This window comes from Dickeya dadantii NCPPB 898, assembly GCF_000406145.1.
GTDB classification, from domain to species: domain Bacteria; phylum Pseudomonadota; class Gammaproteobacteria; order Enterobacterales; family Enterobacteriaceae; genus Dickeya; species Dickeya dadantii.
This window is the reverse complement of record NZ_CM001976.1, coordinates 375,698-393,020: the sequence shown is the minus strand read 5'-3', so window position 1 is coordinate 393,020 and position 17,323 is coordinate 375,698. Positions and strand designations below refer to the sequence as shown.

The following is a 17,323-nucleotide window of genomic DNA, read 5'->3' as shown; positions in this document are numbered from 1 at the left end:
GTGTTTATCCACAAGAACATCCACAGCCTCCGCACCCGTTGTCAGCCGCGGCTTCCGTCTGTGGATAACATCAACAAAGGAAGAACACCGAGGAACAACATGAAACCAGTAGTGATTAAACGGGACGGATGTCAGGTACCTTTTGACGAAAACCGAATCAATGACGCGGTCATCAAGGCGGCCAAAGCCGCCGGCGTGGATGATGCGGACTACTGTGCCACCGTCGCCGGCGCCGTCGCTCAGCAGATGCAGGGAAAAACGCGCGTTGATATCCGCGAGATTCAGAACGTGGTGGAAAACCTGCTGATGTCCGGCAAGTACAAGCAGCTGGCGCGCACCTATATCGAATACCGCCACGATCGCGATGTGGCTCGCGAGCGTCAGGGGCGATTGAATCAGGAAATCCGCGGGCTGGTGGAGCAGAGTAACGTCGCGCTGCTTAACGAGAACGCCAACAAAGACAGCAAAGTCATTCCCACCCAGCGCGACCTGCTGGCGGGGATTGTCGCCAAGCATTACGCCAAACAGCACATTCTGCCGCGCGACGTGGTGCTGGCGCACGAACGCGGCGAGATCCATTACCACGACCTCGACTACTCGCCGTTTTTCCCGATGTTCAACTGCATGCTGATCGACCTCAACGGCATGCTGACGCAGGGCTTCAAGATGGGCAACGCGGAAATCGAGCCGCCTAAATCCATCTCCACCGCCACCGCGGTCACCGCGCAGATCATCGCGCAGGTCGCCAGCCATATTTACGGCGGCACCACCATCAACCGTATCGATGAAATTCTGGCGCCGTTCGTCACCGCCAGCCACGAGAAGCACTGCGCCGTGGCGCGCGAATGGCACATTCCGGACGCCGAAGGCTACGCGCTCAGCCGCACCGAGAAAGAGTGCTACGACGCCTTCCAGTCGCTGGAATACGAAGTCAACACCCTGCATACCGCCAACGGTCAAACACCGTTCGTCACCTTCGGCTTCGGGCTTGGCACCAGTTGGCAGTCGCGGCTGATTCAGCAGTCTATTCTGCGCAACCGTATCGCCGGGCTGGGCAAAAACCACAAGACGGCGGTGTTCCCGAAACTGGTGTTCGCCATCCGCGACGGCGTCAACCACAAACCGGGCGATGCGAATTACGACATCAAACAACTGGCGCTGGAGTGCGCCAGCAAGCGCATGTACCCGGATATCCTCAATTACGATCAGGTGGTGGAAGTCACCGGCTCGTTCAAAACACCGATGGGTTGCCGCAGTTTCCTGGGGATATACGAAGAAAACGGCGAGCAAATCCACGACGGCCGCAACAACCTGGGCGTCATCAGTCTTAACCTGCCGCGCATCGCGCTGGAAGCCCACGGCGATGAAGCGCGCTTCTGGCAATTGCTGGATCAGCGGCTGCTGCTGGCGAAAAAGGCGCTGATGACGCGTATCGCGCGGCTGGAAAATGTAAAAGCCCGCGTAGCGCCTATACTTTATATGGAAGGGGCATGCGGAGTGCGCCTGAAAGCGGACGACAATATCGCCGAGATTTTCAAGAACGGCCGCGCCTCCATTTCGCTGGGCTATATCGGGGTTCACGAGACCATCAACGCCTTGTTCAGCAATCAGGTTCATGTGTTCGATGATGAAACCCTGCGGCAGAAAGCAGTGGCGATTGTCGCTCGTTTGAAAGCCGCGACCGAAAGCTGGAAGGAAGAGACCGGTTACGGTTTCAGCCTGTATAGTACGCCAAGCGAAAACCTGTGCGACCGCTTCTGCCGTCTGGATACCGCTGAATTCGGCGTAGTGCCCGGCGTCACCGAAAAAGGCTACTACACCAACAGCTTCCATCTCGACGTGGAGAAAAAGGTCAATCCGTACCAGAAGATCGATTTTGAGGCCCCTTACCCGCCGCTGGCGAATGGCGGTTTTATCTGTTACGGCGAGTATCCCAACCTACAGCACAACCTCAGGGCGCTTGAGGACGTGTGGGACTACAGCTACACCCGAGTCCCCTATTACGGCACCAACACGCCGATCGACGAGTGCTACGAGTGCGGCTTTAACGGCGAGTTCGACTGCACCAGCAAAGGCTTTACCTGCCCGCAGTGCGGTAACCACGACTCCTCGCGCGTCTCGGTGACGCGGCGGGTGTGCGGCTACCTGGGCAGCCCCGATGCGCGTCCGTTCAACGCCGGCAAGCAGGAAGAGGTCAAACGCCGGGTAAAACACCTTGCCAGCGGACAACTGGGCTGACAGTCTGCGCCGCGCTCCCATTGGGCGCGCGGCCTCATGCACGACTGCGGCGTTAGGCTGATGCCGCCCGACGGGCGGCCTTTTGGACGGTAACGCTATGAACTACCATCAATACTACCCGGTGGATGTGGTCAACGGTCCGGGAACGCGCTGTACGCTGTTTGTGGCAGGCTGTGAGCACCAGTGCCCCGGCTGCTATAACCAGAGCACCTGGCGAGTGAACTCCGGGCACCCTTTCACGCAGGAAATGGAAGATCGCATCATCGCCGATCTGCAAAACACCGACGTACCGCTGCAAGGCCTGTCGCTGTCGGGCGGTGACCCGCTGCATCCACAAAACGTGCCCGAGGTCCTGCGGCTGGTGAAACGGGTGCACGACGAATGCCCCGGTAAGAATATCTGGATGTGGACCGGCTACCGGCTGGATGAGCTGACGCCGGAACAGAGTGAGGTGGTGGATCTGATCAACGTGCTGGTGGATGGCCGGTTCGTGCAGGAACAGCGAGATTTGACGCTGATGTGGCGCGGCAGCCGCAATCAGGTGATTCATCATCTGCGCTGATCCGGCGACGGACGCCGACAAACCGCGTGGCGCAGGTATCGCACCACGCGGATACCGCTATAAGGAAAACCGGCACACGGGAAACCTCCCCCCGAAAAACCGGCATCGGTTACATCGGTTCCGCCACCGTATCACGACGCCACAGGTGCTTTTTCCCGAACCCCAGCGCGTTATCGGTCATCTTCATTTCATTGAGCGACAGCTTCCAGATCGGCGCGCCGCTGCTGCGGGCAATCGGAAAGCGAACGTTATAGCGGCTGCGCGCCTGCGTTTCTTCATCGCCGGTCAACCGGCTAATCTCACCCAGAAACTGCACGCCTTTAATCAGCAACACGCTCTTCGGCTGACCATTAACCGTGCCCGCCACCTGCGGACACCGCCGCATAATCTCGCCATGCCTCGTATCCGACTCCGTCATCAGATAAAAGGCGATCTGTTCATCATCAAACACATAAAAGCAGTTAGCGCACCATAAATCGTCATCGTCGCTGACACACAGCGTCAGCACATGCAATTTCTTCAGATAGCGGGAAATGACTCCCAGAGTATTCTCTGCTTCCACGGCCTCTCCCCCGGTAGAACGTCGTTAATCCTTGCCTGACCGGATAGCATCAGTCCCTGTTATCACGAACTGCACATAATGCCACTTCCCGGGCAAAATACAGACCTGCTGCGCCGGTATTTTGCCCGAGATTGATAGAAAAAACGGATAATGCCTTCACAGAAAGGGAAATTTTGATGTTGTGACCAGTGTGGAAGGGGACGAGCATTGACGTAAAGCCATCTGCTCACGTTGAAATCAAGCGACTCGCAGGCAACGCGATGAGGCTTAAATATGACCAATCTCTCGACGCGTGCCCATAAAGCCAAGCGACCTGAGTATTCAGGTCGCGTTTCAATAATCCCAGCCTGGACGGCTATCACCCCGGCCGGGGGACGGCTACCGGTTAACTGTTCACCGCCGCCAACGTTTCCTGCGGCTGCATTTTTTCAATCTGTACAGCGGTTTTCTGGCTGCAGAATCGATTGACCATATTACTGCGCGCCTCGACCGCCAGGTTCAAATCACAGCGTAGATCGGGATTGCCGAAGGTGAGTCGGTCAAACGTGCCAATCAGATAGAGATACAGCTGATTTTGCCATGCTTTCAGGGCCTCAGCGACAGACATGCCGCCGGCAATGGCGTCATACAACCGCTTGAAAAACTGCTCCGTCTCCTGCCAGAAAGTCACATCAATCGTACAGCAGTGTTTGTCCGCTCCCACGCCGGCGGCCTGAACCGATTGACACAGCAGAGAGTGGGCATCGTCCGCCATCTGCACCGCCAGCGGCAGATAATCGCGTATAGCCGGCGTCACTTCACCCCATGTTGGAATATGGTGCTCGTACCAACCGCCTTTTCCCTCTGCCAGATCGTAACCGAAACACCATAACCCCACTTTGCACCGCAGCGGGTCACGTTGATGATTGAGCTGAACGGCCCGCGCGGGCAGGGTGTGATACTCACCGCCCTGTTCACCCAGAACCAGCCCCGGCCACTCCCGATAAGCAAGCCCTTGCAACTGCCCGGCAACAGGCAACAGCGAACCATCCTGAACAGATTGCCGGTAAGGCGTCAACGGATGCTCACGGTGTTCATGACGAGCAGCGCGAACATCACCGCGGAAATGGGTCAACAGATGCTCCGATGCCTCACCACACAGCTCGCAATGCCCGGTTTGGGTGTGGACAAAATCGAGTTCAATGCGTAGCGGCATTTCCCAGAACGATTGCAGTGGCGCGATGCTCTCCGGTGTTACGGCTTCATCATGAATACCCGACGATGCCAGCCACGGAAACACCTCGGAAACACAATGTCCGTGTACACCGGGGATAACATTTGCCCACAATTTGCGCCATAACGGCTGACGATGGTCCTGCAATGTCAGCAGCGTCTTCATCGCCGGGGCGGCGGCATGAACAGAGCGGCGGCCTGACGGCGCATGGGACTGCCGGGCGTAGAGCGCCAGCACAGCACAGTGCGGGCAAATCGCCTCCACCGGGCCATGCGTCAACACATGCTGCCGATTGAAGGTCAATGGCTGTTCGCCGGCGGCGTTCACCAGTAAATCAGCAATCGGTCTGACCTTCCCTGCCGGCCCCACGCCATACTGCATAAACGCGGGTTTCTTCGCCTTCGCGCCAAACCACAGCGCGGGCGCCAGCGGCGTCAATGCCTTCGCCCAGCCTTTGCCCAGCCCGCCATGCCAGATGTCCTCCCAGGCGTCGTCATCTGGCGGAGAGTACGCGGTTTGCAGCAGGCCAATCAGCAACTGCCAGGCAGCGCCCTGAAGATCAGGCCGGGGACACGCCAGATCAATAATGTCATCGTTAACCAGTTGGCGGGGAGAAATTCGGGTGCGGTGCCCATCCGCACCTACGACGGGTAACCAGGGTGTGTCAATCAGTGAAAACATGAACCTACCTCTTCAAGTCGGGCCTCATCCCTGAGGTCGTCATGGTTCCTGTTATTGTTTTCCGCCCCGGCGCGCCAGAGTTCACGCCAGAGGCTCCGATATTTCCCGGTGAACAAACCCCGCCAATGCGGGAATATTTTTCATTTCGACCCGACGCGTAGCCGAATAAACCTCATTATTGTTGCGTTATTACTGTGGAATCCGACACAAGGCTGTCCGTCAACGCACGTTCGTTTTTCTCACTGTCCCGATGAAGCGACCAGAAACAGCGGGCATCACTAACCTAATAAAAATAAAGGGAATCATTTTCAGAATACGAGCGCGCCTTGCCCCAATAGCGAAAATAAGCAACAGACAGCAGATCCGAATGGACTGCATCAGGCATTGCGTTACCTCACCGACTGATGAGTGATTCACTATAAAGTATGGAAAAATAATATTTTGTGACAAGATAATTTTTATAAATAAAAAAGCGAGTTATCTCATCGGCGATATTTGTTAGCCGGTAAATAATATTCGGGAATAAATATAATATGATTAGTATAATAATGATTTGGAAATATGTCGCATTCCCACGAGATAATTATTTTTTATGACATCCTCGCCTGATTTTTTATTGCCATAAATTCAACGATCTGTCATTAGCGACCTCACCGGGTTACACCGCCACACAGCGGCCATGAACCGCACTGCTGATAAGCTTTTCATGCCCCTCTTGCCATCAACAAGTTGATTAGCTAAACCGTTTCTTCTATTTTAGCGAACAGTTTAACTATCCCGATAAAGAGTGTAATTATGTCTCACAAAGTATGGGTAATGGGCGATGCGGTAGTCGACCTCATTCCGGAAGGCGAGGAGCGCTATCTGAAATGTCCGGGGGGCGCGCCCGCCAACGTCGCCGTGGGCGTCGCCCGATTGGGCGGACACAGCGGCTTTATCGGCCGCGTCGGCGAGGACGCGTTCGGCCATTTCCTGCGCGACGTGCTGGCCCGCGAGCAGGTAGATATCCGCCACATGCAACCGGATGCGGAACACCGTACTTCCACCGTGGTGGTGAGTCTTGATGCCCAGGGTGAACGCACCTTCACGTTCATGGTGCGCCCCAGCGCCGACCTGTTCCTGCAACCGTCCGACCTGCCGGCGTTTCAGCGCAGCGAATGGCTGCACCTGTGCTCTATCGCGCTGTCTCGCGAACCGTCGCGCAGCACGGCGCTGGAAGCGATACAACGGATTCGCGCCGCACAAGGATGGGTCAGTTTTGACCCGAATATCCGCGCCGACCTGTGGCGCAGCGAGCAGGAATTGAGAACCAGTCTGGATCAGGTGCTGGCGCTGGCGGACGTGGTGAAGCTGTCGGAAGAGGAATTCCTGTTTCTCAGCGGCAGCGAGGACATTCGTCAGGGCAGTGCTAACCTGATGGCCCGCTACCCCATCAAACGGTTGCTGATTACTCAGGGCGGCGACGGCGTCTGGCTGCATGACGGCCACCAGTTGCGGCACTTCCTGGCGCACCGCGTCACCCCGGTCGACACCACCGGCGCCGGCGATGCCTTTGTCGCCGGCATGCTCGCCGCGCTGGCCGGCTACGATAGCCTGTACCAGATTGACGACTGGCATAGCGTGCTCACGCAGGCGCAACGCTGCGGCGCACTGGCGACCACCGCCAAAGGCGCGATGACGGCGCTACCGTTCGCCCATCAACTCACCACCGCGTCATAGCCTTTCAGAACCGGTTCCCGACAGCCGCATGCACCGTCGGGAGCGGGTTTTGTTGTCATGATCACAGTTAGCACAGCAAGAAAACAAAATTCCTTGCCAACCCTCTTCGCCCCATTTAGCTTTCGCTGCATAACCGGTTTAGCAATTTAGCAAAACAAAAAAAGCCATCTGACCATCCAAGGGAAAACCCAACATGATAAAGCCAGGTTATCTTGCCGCCGCCGTGGGACTCGCACTCTGTACCTCACTGGCGCTGGCAGCCCCTTCTGATAGCATTGAGGCGCGTCTGAACGCGCTGGAGCAGCGCCTGCTGCAGGCGGAACAGCGCGCGAAGCAAGCGGAAGCCCGCGCCGACGCCGCCGAAAAACAGGCTAAACAACTGGCGGCCCGCACTGCACAAGTCGAGCAGAAAACCCAGCAGGTGGAGCAAACCACCCAGCAAGTGGCGCAGCAGACCCAACAGGTTGCGGCGCGCGCCACGCAAAACGAACAACAGACCCAGCAGGTAGCGCTGAAAACCGACGCGCTGACCAACAAGCGTAGCGTTGCCGATGGCTTCGAATTCCACGGCTATGCCCGTTCCGGCCTGGCGATCCACGACTCCGTCACCAGTTCGAAGGCGAACATCGGCCCCAGCATGACGCCGGCCGGCGAAACCGGCGGCCATGTCGGCCGACTGGGCAACGAGGACGATACCTACCTGGAGCTGAAGCTGGAACACCGCACCAAACTGGATAACGGCGCCACCACCCGCTTCAAGGTCATGATGGCCGACGGACAGCGCAGCTATAACGACTGGACCGCCAGCACCAGCGACCTGAACGTACGTGAAGCGTTTGTGGAACTGGGCTCACTGCCGACGTTCACCGGCGCGTTCAAAGACACCACGCTGTGGGCGGGCAAGCGTTTTGACCGCGACAACTTCGACATCCACTGGATCGACTCCGACGTGGTGTTCCTGGCGGGGACCGGCGGCGGTATCTACGACGTGAAGCCGGTCGATGGCTGGAAAAGCAACTTATCCATCTACGGCCGTAGCCTTGGCGAGATCACCTCGCTGGACAAGGAGATCCAGAACTACATCGTCACCAGCAATAACTTCGTCGGCCCGTTCCAGTTCATGCTGAGCGGCCTGCGTGCTCGTAACAATGACATAAAAGAAAATACCGGGAGCAACAACGCCAACAACGTCACCAATACCAACGCCGGCGACAGCGGTTATCACGCGCTCGCTGCCTGGCATGGCGACAGCTTCTACGGCCTGCGCGACGGGACATCCAAAGTGGCGCTGCTGTACGGCCACGGCCTCGGCGGCGAAGTGAAATCCATCGGTTCCGACGGCAACCTGACCCAGAACGCCAGCACCTGGCGTCTGGCCACCTACGGGACGACCGCGCTGAATAAAACCTGGAGTTTCGCTCCGGCGATTCTGGCGCAAAGCAGCAAAGATCGTTACGTTCAGGGGGATGACTACCGCTGGGTGACATTTAATGCGCGCTTTATTCAGGAAATTACCGAAAACTTCGCGCTGGCCTATGAAGGCAGCTATCAATATATGAATCTGGATCCTCAGGGATACTTATCGCGTAATCAGGTAAGCGGCGGGTTCTACAAGCTGACTTTCGCCCCGACGTTCAAAGTGGGCGATATCTCCAATTTATTAAGCCGACCGGAACTGCGCATCTTCGCCAGTTACATGGATTGGGACAAGCGACTGGATAACTACGCCAGCGACGACGCCTTCGGTTCCACCGGCTTCAAAGCAGGTGGCGAATGGACCTTCGGCGTCCAGATGGAAACCTGGTTTTAACGGTTAACGCGGCCGTCACCGGCAAGGCTTATGCTACCGGTGACGGGTGGCCGCACACCTGATTGATAAAAGAGGAAGACTATGGATATTCATGCCACTGCGGCCTCCCTGATCCCTTTACTGGGAGGCAGGGAAAATATCGCCAGCGCCGCGCACTGCGCCACCCGCCTGCGGCTGGTGCTCAACGATGACAGCCTGGCCGATAAAACCGCCATCGAAAATGTCGAAGGCGTCAAAGGGTGTTTCCAGAATGCCGGCCAGATGCAGATTATTTTTGGCTCCGGGCTGGTGAACAAGGTCTACGCCGAATTCATCAAGGCCGCCGGCATCAGCGAAGCCAGCACCAGCGAAGCGGCCACGCTGGCGGCGCAGAAACTCAACCCGCTGCAACGCCTGGCCCGGTTGCTGTCGAACATTTTCGTGCCGATTATCCCGGCGATTGTCGCCTCCGGCCTGCTGATGGGCCTGCTCGGCATGATCAAGACCTACGGCTGGGTCGATGCCGGCAGCGCCATTTTCGTGATGCTGGATATGTTCAGCTCCGCCGCGTTCATCATTCTGCCGATTTTGATCGGCTTTACCGCCGCGCGTGAATTTGGCGGCAACCCCTATCTGGGCGCGACGCTGGGCGGCATCCTCACCCACCCGGCGCTGACCAACGCCTGGGGCGTGGCCGGCGGTTTCAAAACCATGCACCTGTTCGGTCTGGAATTCGCCATGATCGGTTACCAGGGCACCGTGTTCCCGGTATTGCTGGCGGTATGGTTCATGAGTCTGGTGGAAAAGCGCCTGCGTAAGGTGGTGCCGAACGCGCTGGATATCATCGTGACGCCGTTCCTGACCGTGATCATTTCCGGCTTCGTCGCCATGCTGGTGATTGGCCCGGCGGGCCGCATGCTGGGCGACGGCATTTCCTTAGTGCTGAGCACCCTGATTACCCACGCGGGCTGGCTGGCCGGGCTGCTGTTCGGCGGACTGTATTCGGCTATCGTCATCACCGGCGTCCACCACAGCTTCCACGCCATCGAAGCCGGATTGCTGGGTAACCCGTCCATCGGCGTCAACTTCCTGCTGCCGATCTGGGCGATGGCTAACGTGGCGCAGGGCGGCGCCTGTCTGGCGGTATACTTCAAAACCCGCGACGCTAAAATCAGAGCCATCGCCGTGCCGTCGTCGCTTTCCTGTCTGCTCGGCATTACCGAAGCGGCGATCTTCGGGATTAACCTGCGCTTCATCAAACCGTTCCTGGCCGGGCTGGCGGGCGGTGCGTTGGGTGGCGCCTGGGTCGTCGCCAACCACGTCAACATGACGGCGGTCGGGCTGACCGGCATTCCGGGCCTTGCCATCGTACAGGCTGGCTCAATGCTGAATTATCTGCTCGGTATGTTGATCGCCTTTGGCGCTGCCTTCCTGATCTCTCTGTTGCTGAAATACAAAACGGACAACGCATAATGAAGGAAATCCATCTGTTAAAACGCATGGCCTACGCCCTGATGTCCGGACCGTCACGGCAAACCTATGACCCGCATCGTCCGCAGTGGCACCTGTCGCCGCTGGTCGGGCTGCTGAACGACCCCAATGGATTCGTGCAGCATAAGGGGCGTTACCATCTGTTTTATCAGTGGAATCCACAGGCCTGCGCCCACGGCGCCAAGTTCTGGGGGCACTGGAGCTCCGCCGATCTGGTGCACTGGCGTCACGAACCGGTGGCGCTGGTGCCGGCGGAAAGCTATGAAAGCCACGGCTGTTATTCTGGCTCCGCCGTGGTGGACAACGATGCCCTGGTGCTGATTTATACCGGCAATGTGAAATACGACGACGGCTCACGCACCGCGTATCAGTGTCTGGCGCGCGCCAACGACGACGGCGAATTCGACAAGACCGGCCCGGTGTTGTCATTGCCGGAAGGGTACACCGGCCACGTTCGCGACCCGAAGGTCTGGCGTCATCAGGATAACTGGTACATGGTGCTGGGCGCGCAAGATATGGATTTGCAGGGCAAGGTGCTGCTGTATCGGTCCTCCGATCTGCTGCAGTGGCATGCTCTGGGTGAAATCGCCGGCTCCCGGCTCAACGGGCTGGGCGATTTCGGTTACATGTGGGAATGTCCGGACCTGTTTGCACTGGAAAACCACGACGTGCTGATTTGCTGCCCGCAGGGGCTGCCCGCCGAAGAAGAGCGCTACCTGAATACCCATCAGTCCGGCTATTTCATCGGCTCGCTCGACTACGACAGCGGCCGCTTCACCCATCAGGCGTTCCACGAACTGGATCTGGGCTTCGAATTTTACGCGCCGCAAACCACGCAAAGCGAAGATGGCCGCCGGCTGCTGTTCGGCTGGATGGGCGTGCCGGATCAGAACGAGTTCTTCCAGCCCACGATCGTCCACGGCTGGATCCATACCATGACCTGCCCGCGTGAACTGACGCTGCGCGATGACCGGATTTACCAGCAACCGGTGCGCGAGCTGCAAAGCCTGCGTCATCTGGAACATCTGTGGCAGGGCGTCGCCGATTACGCGCCCGCGTTGCCCGCCAGCAGCGCGGAACTGGTGCTGGACACGCAGGGCGAATTTCAGCTCAACTTCGCCGGAGTAATGGTGCTGTGCTGGGACGGCGAACGCCTGACCCTGAGCCGCCGTAATCGCCGCACCAATGAGTCGGAACACCGTTACTGGCATGACGGCCCGCTGCACCACCTACAGATTCTGTGCGACCGCTCCAGCGTGGAAATCTTTATCAACCACGGGCAGGCGGTGATGTCGTCACGCTACTTCCCCACCAGCGACGCCATGGTCAGCTTCAGCGGTTCCGGACGCATTACGCTGCAACACTGGCTGTTGGCACCGTGCGTGATAGAATAAGGTTCCTTTTCATGCCATTAAAGGCACATTGTCCTCTAAAGATATCACGGTGAAACAGACCAAACGCGTCACAATCAGCGACATCGCACGACTGGCGGGAGTATCCAAATCCACCGCCAGTCTGGTTCTCAATGGCCGCAGCAAAGAGTTCCGCGTTTCGGACGAAACCCGTGACCGGGTGCTGGCGCTGGCGCAACAGCAACGCTATCAACCCAGCATCCACGCCCGCTCTCTGCGCTCCAGCCGTAGCAACACGCTGGGGCTGGTGGTGCCGGAAATGACCAACTACGGTTTTGCGATGATCTCCCGCGAACTGGAGTGCTTGTGTCGGGAAGCCGGGTTGCAGTTGCTGATTGCCTGTACCGATGAGAACGCCAGCCAGGAAATGATGGCGGTCAACAGCCTGATACAGCGTCAGGTGGACGGCCTGATCGTCGCCTCCAGCATGTTGAGCGATGTCGAATACCAAAAGATTAATCAGCAGTTGCCGGTGTTGCAGTTCGACCGGGTGATCGGCGAGTCCAACCTGCCGATGGTGGTTTCCGAAGCGGTGGAGTCTACCGCTGCGCTGGTGGAAAACATCGCCCGTCGGCATCCGGACGAGTTCTATTTCATCGGCGGTCAGCCGCGCATTTCCCCTACCCGCGATCGACTGGCCGGTTTCCAGCTTGGGCTGGAGCGCGCCGGCGTCGAGTGCCGCCCGGAATGGATTATCCACGGCAACTATCATTCCAGCGCCGGTTACGAGATGTTCGCCCAACTGTGCGCCCGCCTCGGCCGGCCGCCCAAAGCGCTGTTTACCGCCGCCTGCGGCCTGCTGGAAGGCGTGCTGCGTTACCTGAATCAGCACAACCTGATGGACTGCGACATGCGGCTGTGCAGCTTTGACGATCACTACCTGTTCGATTGCCTGCCGATGAAGATCGATACCGTGGCGCAGGATTGCGAGACGCTGGCGCGCAACAGTTTTGAGATGATCAACGCACTGATTGAAGGACAGCCGCTGACGGAAAGCCGCGTATATGTGCCGACCCGCCCGCACTGGCGTCACCCGGATTCCCGCGCCTGAACACGATAGCGCCTCCCAAAGGTCTCACCGAAAAGTTCGCGTGACAAAAGTTCGCGTGACAAAAAGTAGCTTGCGAGGCTGGCGACCAGTAAGATGACCGAAAACTGGTTATATTTACAGGTGTGATAATGATTGCCCAGACCTTTACAGAGCAAAAGTTCAGTGCGGATCGCTTCACCCAACAGCTCATCGAAAACTGTAAATTCCATAATTGCGACTTTGCAGGCTGCGATTTAACTGATACCCAGTTTTTGAACTGCCAGTTTTTCGATCAAGAAAGCCAAATGGGCTGTAATTTTTATAGAGCGACGTTGAAAGACGCCAGCTTTAAAAACTGCGATTTGTCGCTGTGTAATTTCCGCTCGGTGAAAGCACTGGGCATTGAAATACGCGACTGCCGGGCACAGGGCGCCGACTTCCGGGACGCAAGCTTCATGAACAGGATTACCGCCCGCACATGGTTTTGCAGCGCCTACATCACGAAATCAAATTTAAGTTACGCCAACCTGTCGGGCGTCATACTGGAAAAGTGTGAGCTATGGGAAAACCGCTGGACAGGCGCGAATGTCAACGGCGCCAGCTTTGTCGGCTCCGATTTGTCCGGGGGAGAGTTTAATGCTTTTGACTGGCGCTCCGCCGACTTTACGCAATGCGATTTAATCAACGCCGAATTGGGGGAGCTTGATGTGCGTTCGACAAATCTCGAAGGCGTAAAGTTAGATAGTCATCAGATAAATACGTTGATGGAGCGTCTCGGAATCATAGTGATTGAACAATAGTCCGAGGCCGCAAGGATTCGGCAGGCGCCGTTAGCGCTCTCGGTTTAGGCGCGGCAACGTGCAAAAGACCAAGCGCACATAAAAAAACCACCGCCGAAGCGGTGGTTCAGTTCAGGCAGGAAACCGCGCCTCAGCGCGCTTTCTCCGCGCCCATCAGGCCGATTTTGAGGTAGCCCGTTTCGCGCAGCGAATCCATCACCCGCATCAGGGTTTCGTAATCCACACTCTTGTCTGCCTGGAAGAAAATGGTGGTGTCTTTATTGCCCAGGGTTTTGGCTTCCAGCGCCTGAGCCAGCGTCGCTTCGGTGATCGCATCGTCGCCCAGATAGAGCTGTTTATCGGCCTTCACCGTCAGGAACACCGGTTTTTCCGGGCGCGGCTGCGGCGTGGCGCTGGAGGCGGGCAGATTAACCCGCACATCCACCGTCGCCAGCGGCGCAGCCACCATGAAGATGATTAACAGCACCAGCATGACGTCGATGAACGGCGTCACGTTGATGTCATGCATTTCACCGTTTTCACCCTGCCCGTCGTTCAGATGCATCGCCATCGACTTACCCTACCCGCAGTTTCTGCGCCGGTGAAGAAGACGCGTTGCCGGCACTGGCTGCAATATCCAGATCGCGGCTCTGCAACAGCAGAATCTGCGCGGCCACATCGCCCACCATCGCCTTGTAACCGGCTGTCCAGCGTGCGAACACGTTATAAATCACCACCGCCGGAATCGCCGCGACCAGACCGATAGCCGTCGCCAGCAGCGCTTCGGCGATACCCGGCGCTACCACCGCCAGATTGGTGGTCTGCGACTGGGCGATGCCGATAAAGCTGTTCATGATGCCCCACACGGTGCCGAACAGACCGATGAACGGCGCGATAGCCCCCACCGTCGCCAGATAACCGGTTCCGCGCCCCATCTGACGCCCGGTAGCCGCTACCCGGCGTTCAAAACGAAACGCGGTGCGCTCTTTGATGCCGTTATTGTCGTCGGAACGTTCGGACAGCTCCTGCTCATTGCGGGCATCCGCCAGCAGTTGCAGCGACACGCTGCCCGGTTTGAACACGCCGGAGATATCCAACGCATCATCCAGCGTGCGGGCGTCTTCCAGCGCCTGATACTCGCGACGAATGCGCTTTTTGGCGCCCATCAGGCTGGTACTCTTGCCGAAGAAAATCGCCCAGGTAACCACGGATGCCAGCAACAGGCCGATCATCACCGTTTTTACCACCACGTCAGCGTGCTGATACATTCCCCAGACGGACAGATCCGTGCTCATCAGGCTGCCGACAGCTCCCGGCGGCGCGGACGGAGCGGCGGTAGTCGCTGCTGCCGTGCCGGTCGCGATCGGCGTTGACGCCGGCGCGGCCAATGCGCTGCCTGCCATCCCCAGCAACGCGAACGCCATCAGACGTTGAGTAAAGCCCCCGAACACGCGGCCGGGCTTACGCCAGACTGATGATCCCCGTTGGTTAATATTCTTGTCAGCCGTATACACGCTGTGCCTCCACCCATCATTTTCATGCCACTTTAATCTGGCGAAAATGATACCAAACCCAGAATTAATTGATAGTCGTTCTCATTATTATTTACGCATTTTGCTGCACGCTTTGCCTCTAACGCACCGTTTCTCAGCACATTCGTTACATCGCATCAGCGGCATGTTCATCTTAAATAAGAAAAGCCGCCCCCCTGTCATCCCAGCCGTGGTAACGTAAAGCGATGGACGCAAGGAATGTTTGAGCTACAGGTGATGCCGTATGACGAGTAAAAAAATCGCCACCGCGCTGGTGGCCGCCGGGCGCAGCAAAAGAGTGACCCAGGGGGCGGTAAACCCGGTGATTCAGCGTGCCTCTTCGCTGGTATTCGACAGCGTGCAGGATAAAAAACACGCCACCATTAATCGCGCCAAAGGCGCGTTGTTTTACGGTCGTCGCGGCACCCTGACCCACTTCGCTTTTCAGGACGCCATGACCGAACTGGAAGGCGGCGCGGGCTGCGCGCTTTACCCCTGCGGCGCGGCGGCGATCGCCAACGCCATCGTCTCGTTTGTCTCGGCGGGCGATCACCTGCTGGTTACCGGTTCCGCCTACGAACCGACGCAGGATTTTTGTAACAAAGTGCTGAGCAAAATGAACATCAGCACCACCTTTTTCGATCCGATGATTGGCGGCGACATCGCCAGCCTGATCCAGCCCAATACCCGAGTTGTATTTTTGGAATCACCCGGTTCCATCACCATGGAAGTGCAGGACGTTCCGGCGATTGTCGCCGCCGTTCGCCGCGTTAACCCGGATATCGTCATCATGATCGACAACACCTGGGCGGCCGGCGTACTGTTTCGTCCGCTGGATCTGGGGGTGGATATCTCGATTCAGGCCGGCACCAAATACATCGTCGGCCACTCCGATGCCATGATCGGCACCGCCGTCGCCAACGCGCGCTGCTGGGATCAGTTGCGCGAGCAATCCTACCTGATGGGGCAAATGGCCGACGCCGACAGCGCCTACATGGCCAGCCGCGGGCTGCGGACGCTGGGGGTGAGGTTGCAGCAGCATCAGGAAAACGGCCTGCGCGTGGCGCGTTGGCTGGCGGAGCGCCCGGAAGTGGCGATAGTCAACCACCCGGCGCTGCCCGGCTGCAAAGGGCACGAATACTTTGTACGGGATTTCAGCGGCAGTAACGGCCTGTTTTCGTTCGTGCTGAAAGACAAACTGAGCCGCGAGCAACTGGCCCATTATCTCGACCATTTCAGCCATTTCCGCATGGCCTATTCCTGGGGCGGTTTCGAATCGCTGATTCTGGCCAACCAGCCGGAAGAACTGGCGGCGATTCGTCCGGCAGGCGGCGTCGACTTTACCGGTACGCTGGTACGGCTGCACATCGGCCTGGAAGATTGCGACGATTTGATCGCCGATTTGGAAACCGGCTTCAGGAGATTGCGGGAAATGTGACGCCACTATCCCTCCAGCCCCCTGATGCCGCTGTGGTAAGTCAGGCAAAGCGTATATGATGAACAGTAACAACGATGACAATACGTTTACCTTTTTTACCCTATCCTGATGCTCGTCTTTTCCGGCTCAGCGCGGCGTATTTACGCGGGCTTCAAGGGTTATAGCAAACCAGACAGGATGCGATATGAGTGTTGTTCATGAAATTATTCAGGCGCTGTGGCGACAAGACTTCAGCGCACTGGCCGATCCGCGCGTGGTGTGGGTCATTTATGGCGTGCTTTTCACCACCCTGTTTCTGGAAAACGGTTTGCTGCCCGCCTCGTTTCTGCCGGGCGATAGCCTGTTGTTGCTAACCGGCGCCATGATCGCCAAAGGCGTGATGAGCTTCATTCCCACTATGGTGCTGTTGACCGTAGCCGCCAGTCTTGGTTGCTGGCTGAGTTACCTTCAGGGGCGCTGGCTGGGAGATACCCGGCTGGTGAAGAAATGGCTGCATCAGCTACCGGCTCACTATCATCAACGCACCCACAACCTGTTCCACCAGCATGGGCTGGCCGCACTGCTGGTTGGTCGTTTTCTGGCGTTCGTGCGCACCTTGTTGCCGACCATCGCCGGGGTGTCCGGACTTAGCAGTACCCGCTTTCAGATTTTCAACTGGCTGAGCGGTTTTCTGTGGGTTACCGGCATCGTTACGCTGGGTTACGCCCTCAGCCATATTCCGCTGGTCAAACGCTATGAAGATCAGGTGATGACCGCGCTGTGCATTCTGCCGCTGGTGCTGTTGTTCAGCGGACTGGTGGGAATGTTGCTGGTGCTGTGGCGTAAAAGACGGGCGATGGCCTGAGAAAGACCGGCGGAGCAAATGCGCTGCCCGCCG

General features: G+C 57.8%; 14 protein-coding genes. 10 read left to right on the top strand and 4 right to left on the bottom strand.

Features of this window, described 5'->3' with window-relative positions:
* Window positions 1-99 precede the first annotated feature (99 nt).
* Together nrdD and nrdG are read left to right on the top strand one after the other, a co-directional pair.
* Complete coding sequence (gene nrdD / locus DDA898_RS02265; RefSeq protein ID WP_038910069.1) at window positions 100-2,238, top strand: anaerobic ribonucleoside-triphosphate reductase; 2,139 nt, start codon at window positions 100-102, stop codon at window positions 2,236-2,238.
* A gap of 97 nt (window positions 2,239-2,335) precedes the next feature.
* Complete coding sequence (nrdG, locus tag DDA898_RS02260) at window positions 2,336-2,800, top strand: anaerobic ribonucleoside-triphosphate reductase-activating protein (protein ID WP_038910067.1); 465 nt, start codon at window positions 2,336-2,338, stop codon at window positions 2,798-2,800.
* A gap of 109 nt (window positions 2,801-2,909) precedes the next feature.
* Here nrdG and DDA898_RS02255 read toward each other — a convergent pair whose 3' ends face one another.
* Together DDA898_RS02255 and casA are read right to left on the bottom strand one after the other, a co-directional pair.
* Window positions 2,910-3,362, bottom strand: a complete 453-nt coding sequence (locus DDA898_RS02255; protein ID WP_038910066.1) for a YhbP family protein — start codon at window positions 3,360-3,362, stop codon at window positions 2,910-2,912.
* A 385-nt stretch (window positions 3,363-3,747) separates the two neighbouring features.
* Window positions 3,748-5,256: a type I-E CRISPR-associated protein Cse1/CasA gene (casA, locus tag DDA898_RS02250; RefSeq protein ID WP_038910065.1), complete on the bottom strand. Its 1,509-nt coding sequence runs from the start codon at window positions 5,254-5,256 to the stop codon at window positions 3,748-3,750.
* A gap of 795 nt (window positions 5,257-6,051) precedes the next feature.
* Here casA and cscK point away from each other — a divergent pair.
* The 6 genes from cscK to DDA898_RS02220 all read left to right on the top strand — a co-directional run bounded on the left by cscK (window position 6,052) and on the right by DDA898_RS02220 (window position 13,497).
* The gene (gene cscK, locus DDA898_RS02245; protein WP_013316071.1) at window positions 6,052-6,975 is read left to right on the top strand and encodes a fructokinase; all 924 of its coding nucleotides are present in this window, start codon (window positions 6,052-6,054) and stop codon (window positions 6,973-6,975) included.
* 193 nt (window positions 6,976-7,168) lie between these two features.
* A complete protein-coding gene (locus DDA898_RS02240; RefSeq protein ID WP_081639203.1) occupies window positions 7,169-8,785 on the top strand; it encodes a carbohydrate porin in 1,617 nt (538 codons plus the stop codon).
* Window positions 8,786-8,866: 81 nt separating this feature from the next.
* Entirely contained in the window at window positions 8,867-10,237 is a 1,371-nt protein-coding gene (locus DDA898_RS02235; RefSeq protein ID WP_013316069.1) for a sucrose-specific PTS transporter subunit IIBC, read from the top strand.
* Window positions 10,237-11,649: a glycoside hydrolase family 32 protein gene (locus DDA898_RS02230; protein WP_038910064.1), complete on the top strand. Its 1,413-nt coding sequence runs from the start codon at window positions 10,237-10,239 to the stop codon at window positions 11,647-11,649. Before DDA898_RS02235 ends, DDA898_RS02230 begins: the two co-directional genes overlap by 1 nt.
* 49 nt (window positions 11,650-11,698) lie before the next feature.
* Window positions 11,699-12,718 carry a substrate-binding domain-containing protein gene (locus DDA898_RS02225; protein WP_033112191.1) on the top strand — a complete coding sequence of 340 codons (1,020 nt, stop codon included), beginning with the start codon at window positions 11,699-11,701 and terminating at the stop codon, window positions 12,716-12,718.
* A gap of 128 nt (window positions 12,719-12,846) precedes the next feature.
* Window positions 12,847-13,497: a Qnr family pentapeptide repeat protein gene (locus DDA898_RS02220; protein WP_038910063.1), complete on the top strand. Its 651-nt coding sequence runs from the start codon at window positions 12,847-12,849 to the stop codon at window positions 13,495-13,497.
* Window positions 13,498-13,627: 130 nt separating this feature from the next.
* Here the strand turns inward: DDA898_RS02220 and exbD are convergent, their stop codons facing one another.
* Entirely contained in the window at window positions 13,628-14,047 is a 420-nt protein-coding gene (gene exbD / locus DDA898_RS02215; protein ID WP_038910062.1) for a TonB system transport protein ExbD, read from the bottom strand.
* A 4-nt stretch (window positions 14,048-14,051) separates the two neighbouring features.
* On the bottom strand, window positions 14,052-14,990 hold the full coding sequence (gene exbB, locus DDA898_RS02210) for a tol-pal system-associated acyl-CoA thioesterase (RefSeq protein WP_013316064.1): 939 nt from the start codon (window positions 14,988-14,990) through the stop codon (window positions 14,052-14,054).
* 262 nt (window positions 14,991-15,252) lie between these two features.
* On the opposite strand from exbB, the gene metC reads away from it, so the two are divergent.
* Window positions 15,253-16,446, top strand: a complete 1,194-nt coding sequence (gene metC / locus DDA898_RS02205; RefSeq protein WP_013316062.1) for a cystathionine beta-lyase — start codon at window positions 15,253-15,255, stop codon at window positions 16,444-16,446.
* Between the two features lie 184 nt (window positions 16,447-16,630).
* Complete coding sequence (locus DDA898_RS02200; RefSeq protein ID WP_038900103.1) at window positions 16,631-17,290, top strand: DedA family protein; 660 nt, start codon at window positions 16,631-16,633, stop codon at window positions 17,288-17,290.
* Window positions 17,291-17,323 lie beyond the last annotated feature (33 nt).

Coding starts and splice junctions, on each gene's coding strand:
- nrdD (WP_038910069.1), top strand. CDS start 100: ATGAAACCAGTAGTGATTAAACGGGACGGATGTCAGGTACCTTTTGAC.
- nrdG (WP_038910067.1), top strand. CDS start 2,336: ATGAACTACCATCAATACTACCCGGTGGATGTGGTCAACGGTCCGGGA.
- casA (WP_038910065.1), bottom strand. CDS start 5,256: ATGTTTTCACTGATTGACACACCCTGGTTACCCGTCGTAGGTGCGGAT.
- cscK (WP_013316071.1), top strand. CDS start 6,052: ATGTCTCACAAAGTATGGGTAATGGGCGATGCGGTAGTCGACCTCATT.
- DDA898_RS02240 (WP_081639203.1), top strand. CDS start 7,169: ATGATAAAGCCAGGTTATCTTGCCGCCGCCGTGGGACTCGCACTCTGT.
- DDA898_RS02235 (WP_013316069.1), top strand. CDS start 8,867: ATGGATATTCATGCCACTGCGGCCTCCCTGATCCCTTTACTGGGAGGC.
- DDA898_RS02230 (WP_038910064.1), top strand. CDS start 10,237: ATGAAGGAAATCCATCTGTTAAAACGCATGGCCTACGCCCTGATGTCC.
- DDA898_RS02220 (WP_038910063.1), top strand. CDS start 12,847: ATGATTGCCCAGACCTTTACAGAGCAAAAGTTCAGTGCGGATCGCTTC.
- exbD (WP_038910062.1), bottom strand. CDS start 14,047: ATGGCGATGCATCTGAACGACGGGCAGGGTGAAAACGGTGAAATGCAT.
- metC (WP_013316062.1), top strand. CDS start 15,253: ATGACGAGTAAAAAAATCGCCACCGCGCTGGTGGCCGCCGGGCGCAGC.
- DDA898_RS02200 (WP_038900103.1), top strand. CDS start 16,631: ATGAGTGTTGTTCATGAAATTATTCAGGCGCTGTGGCGACAAGACTTC.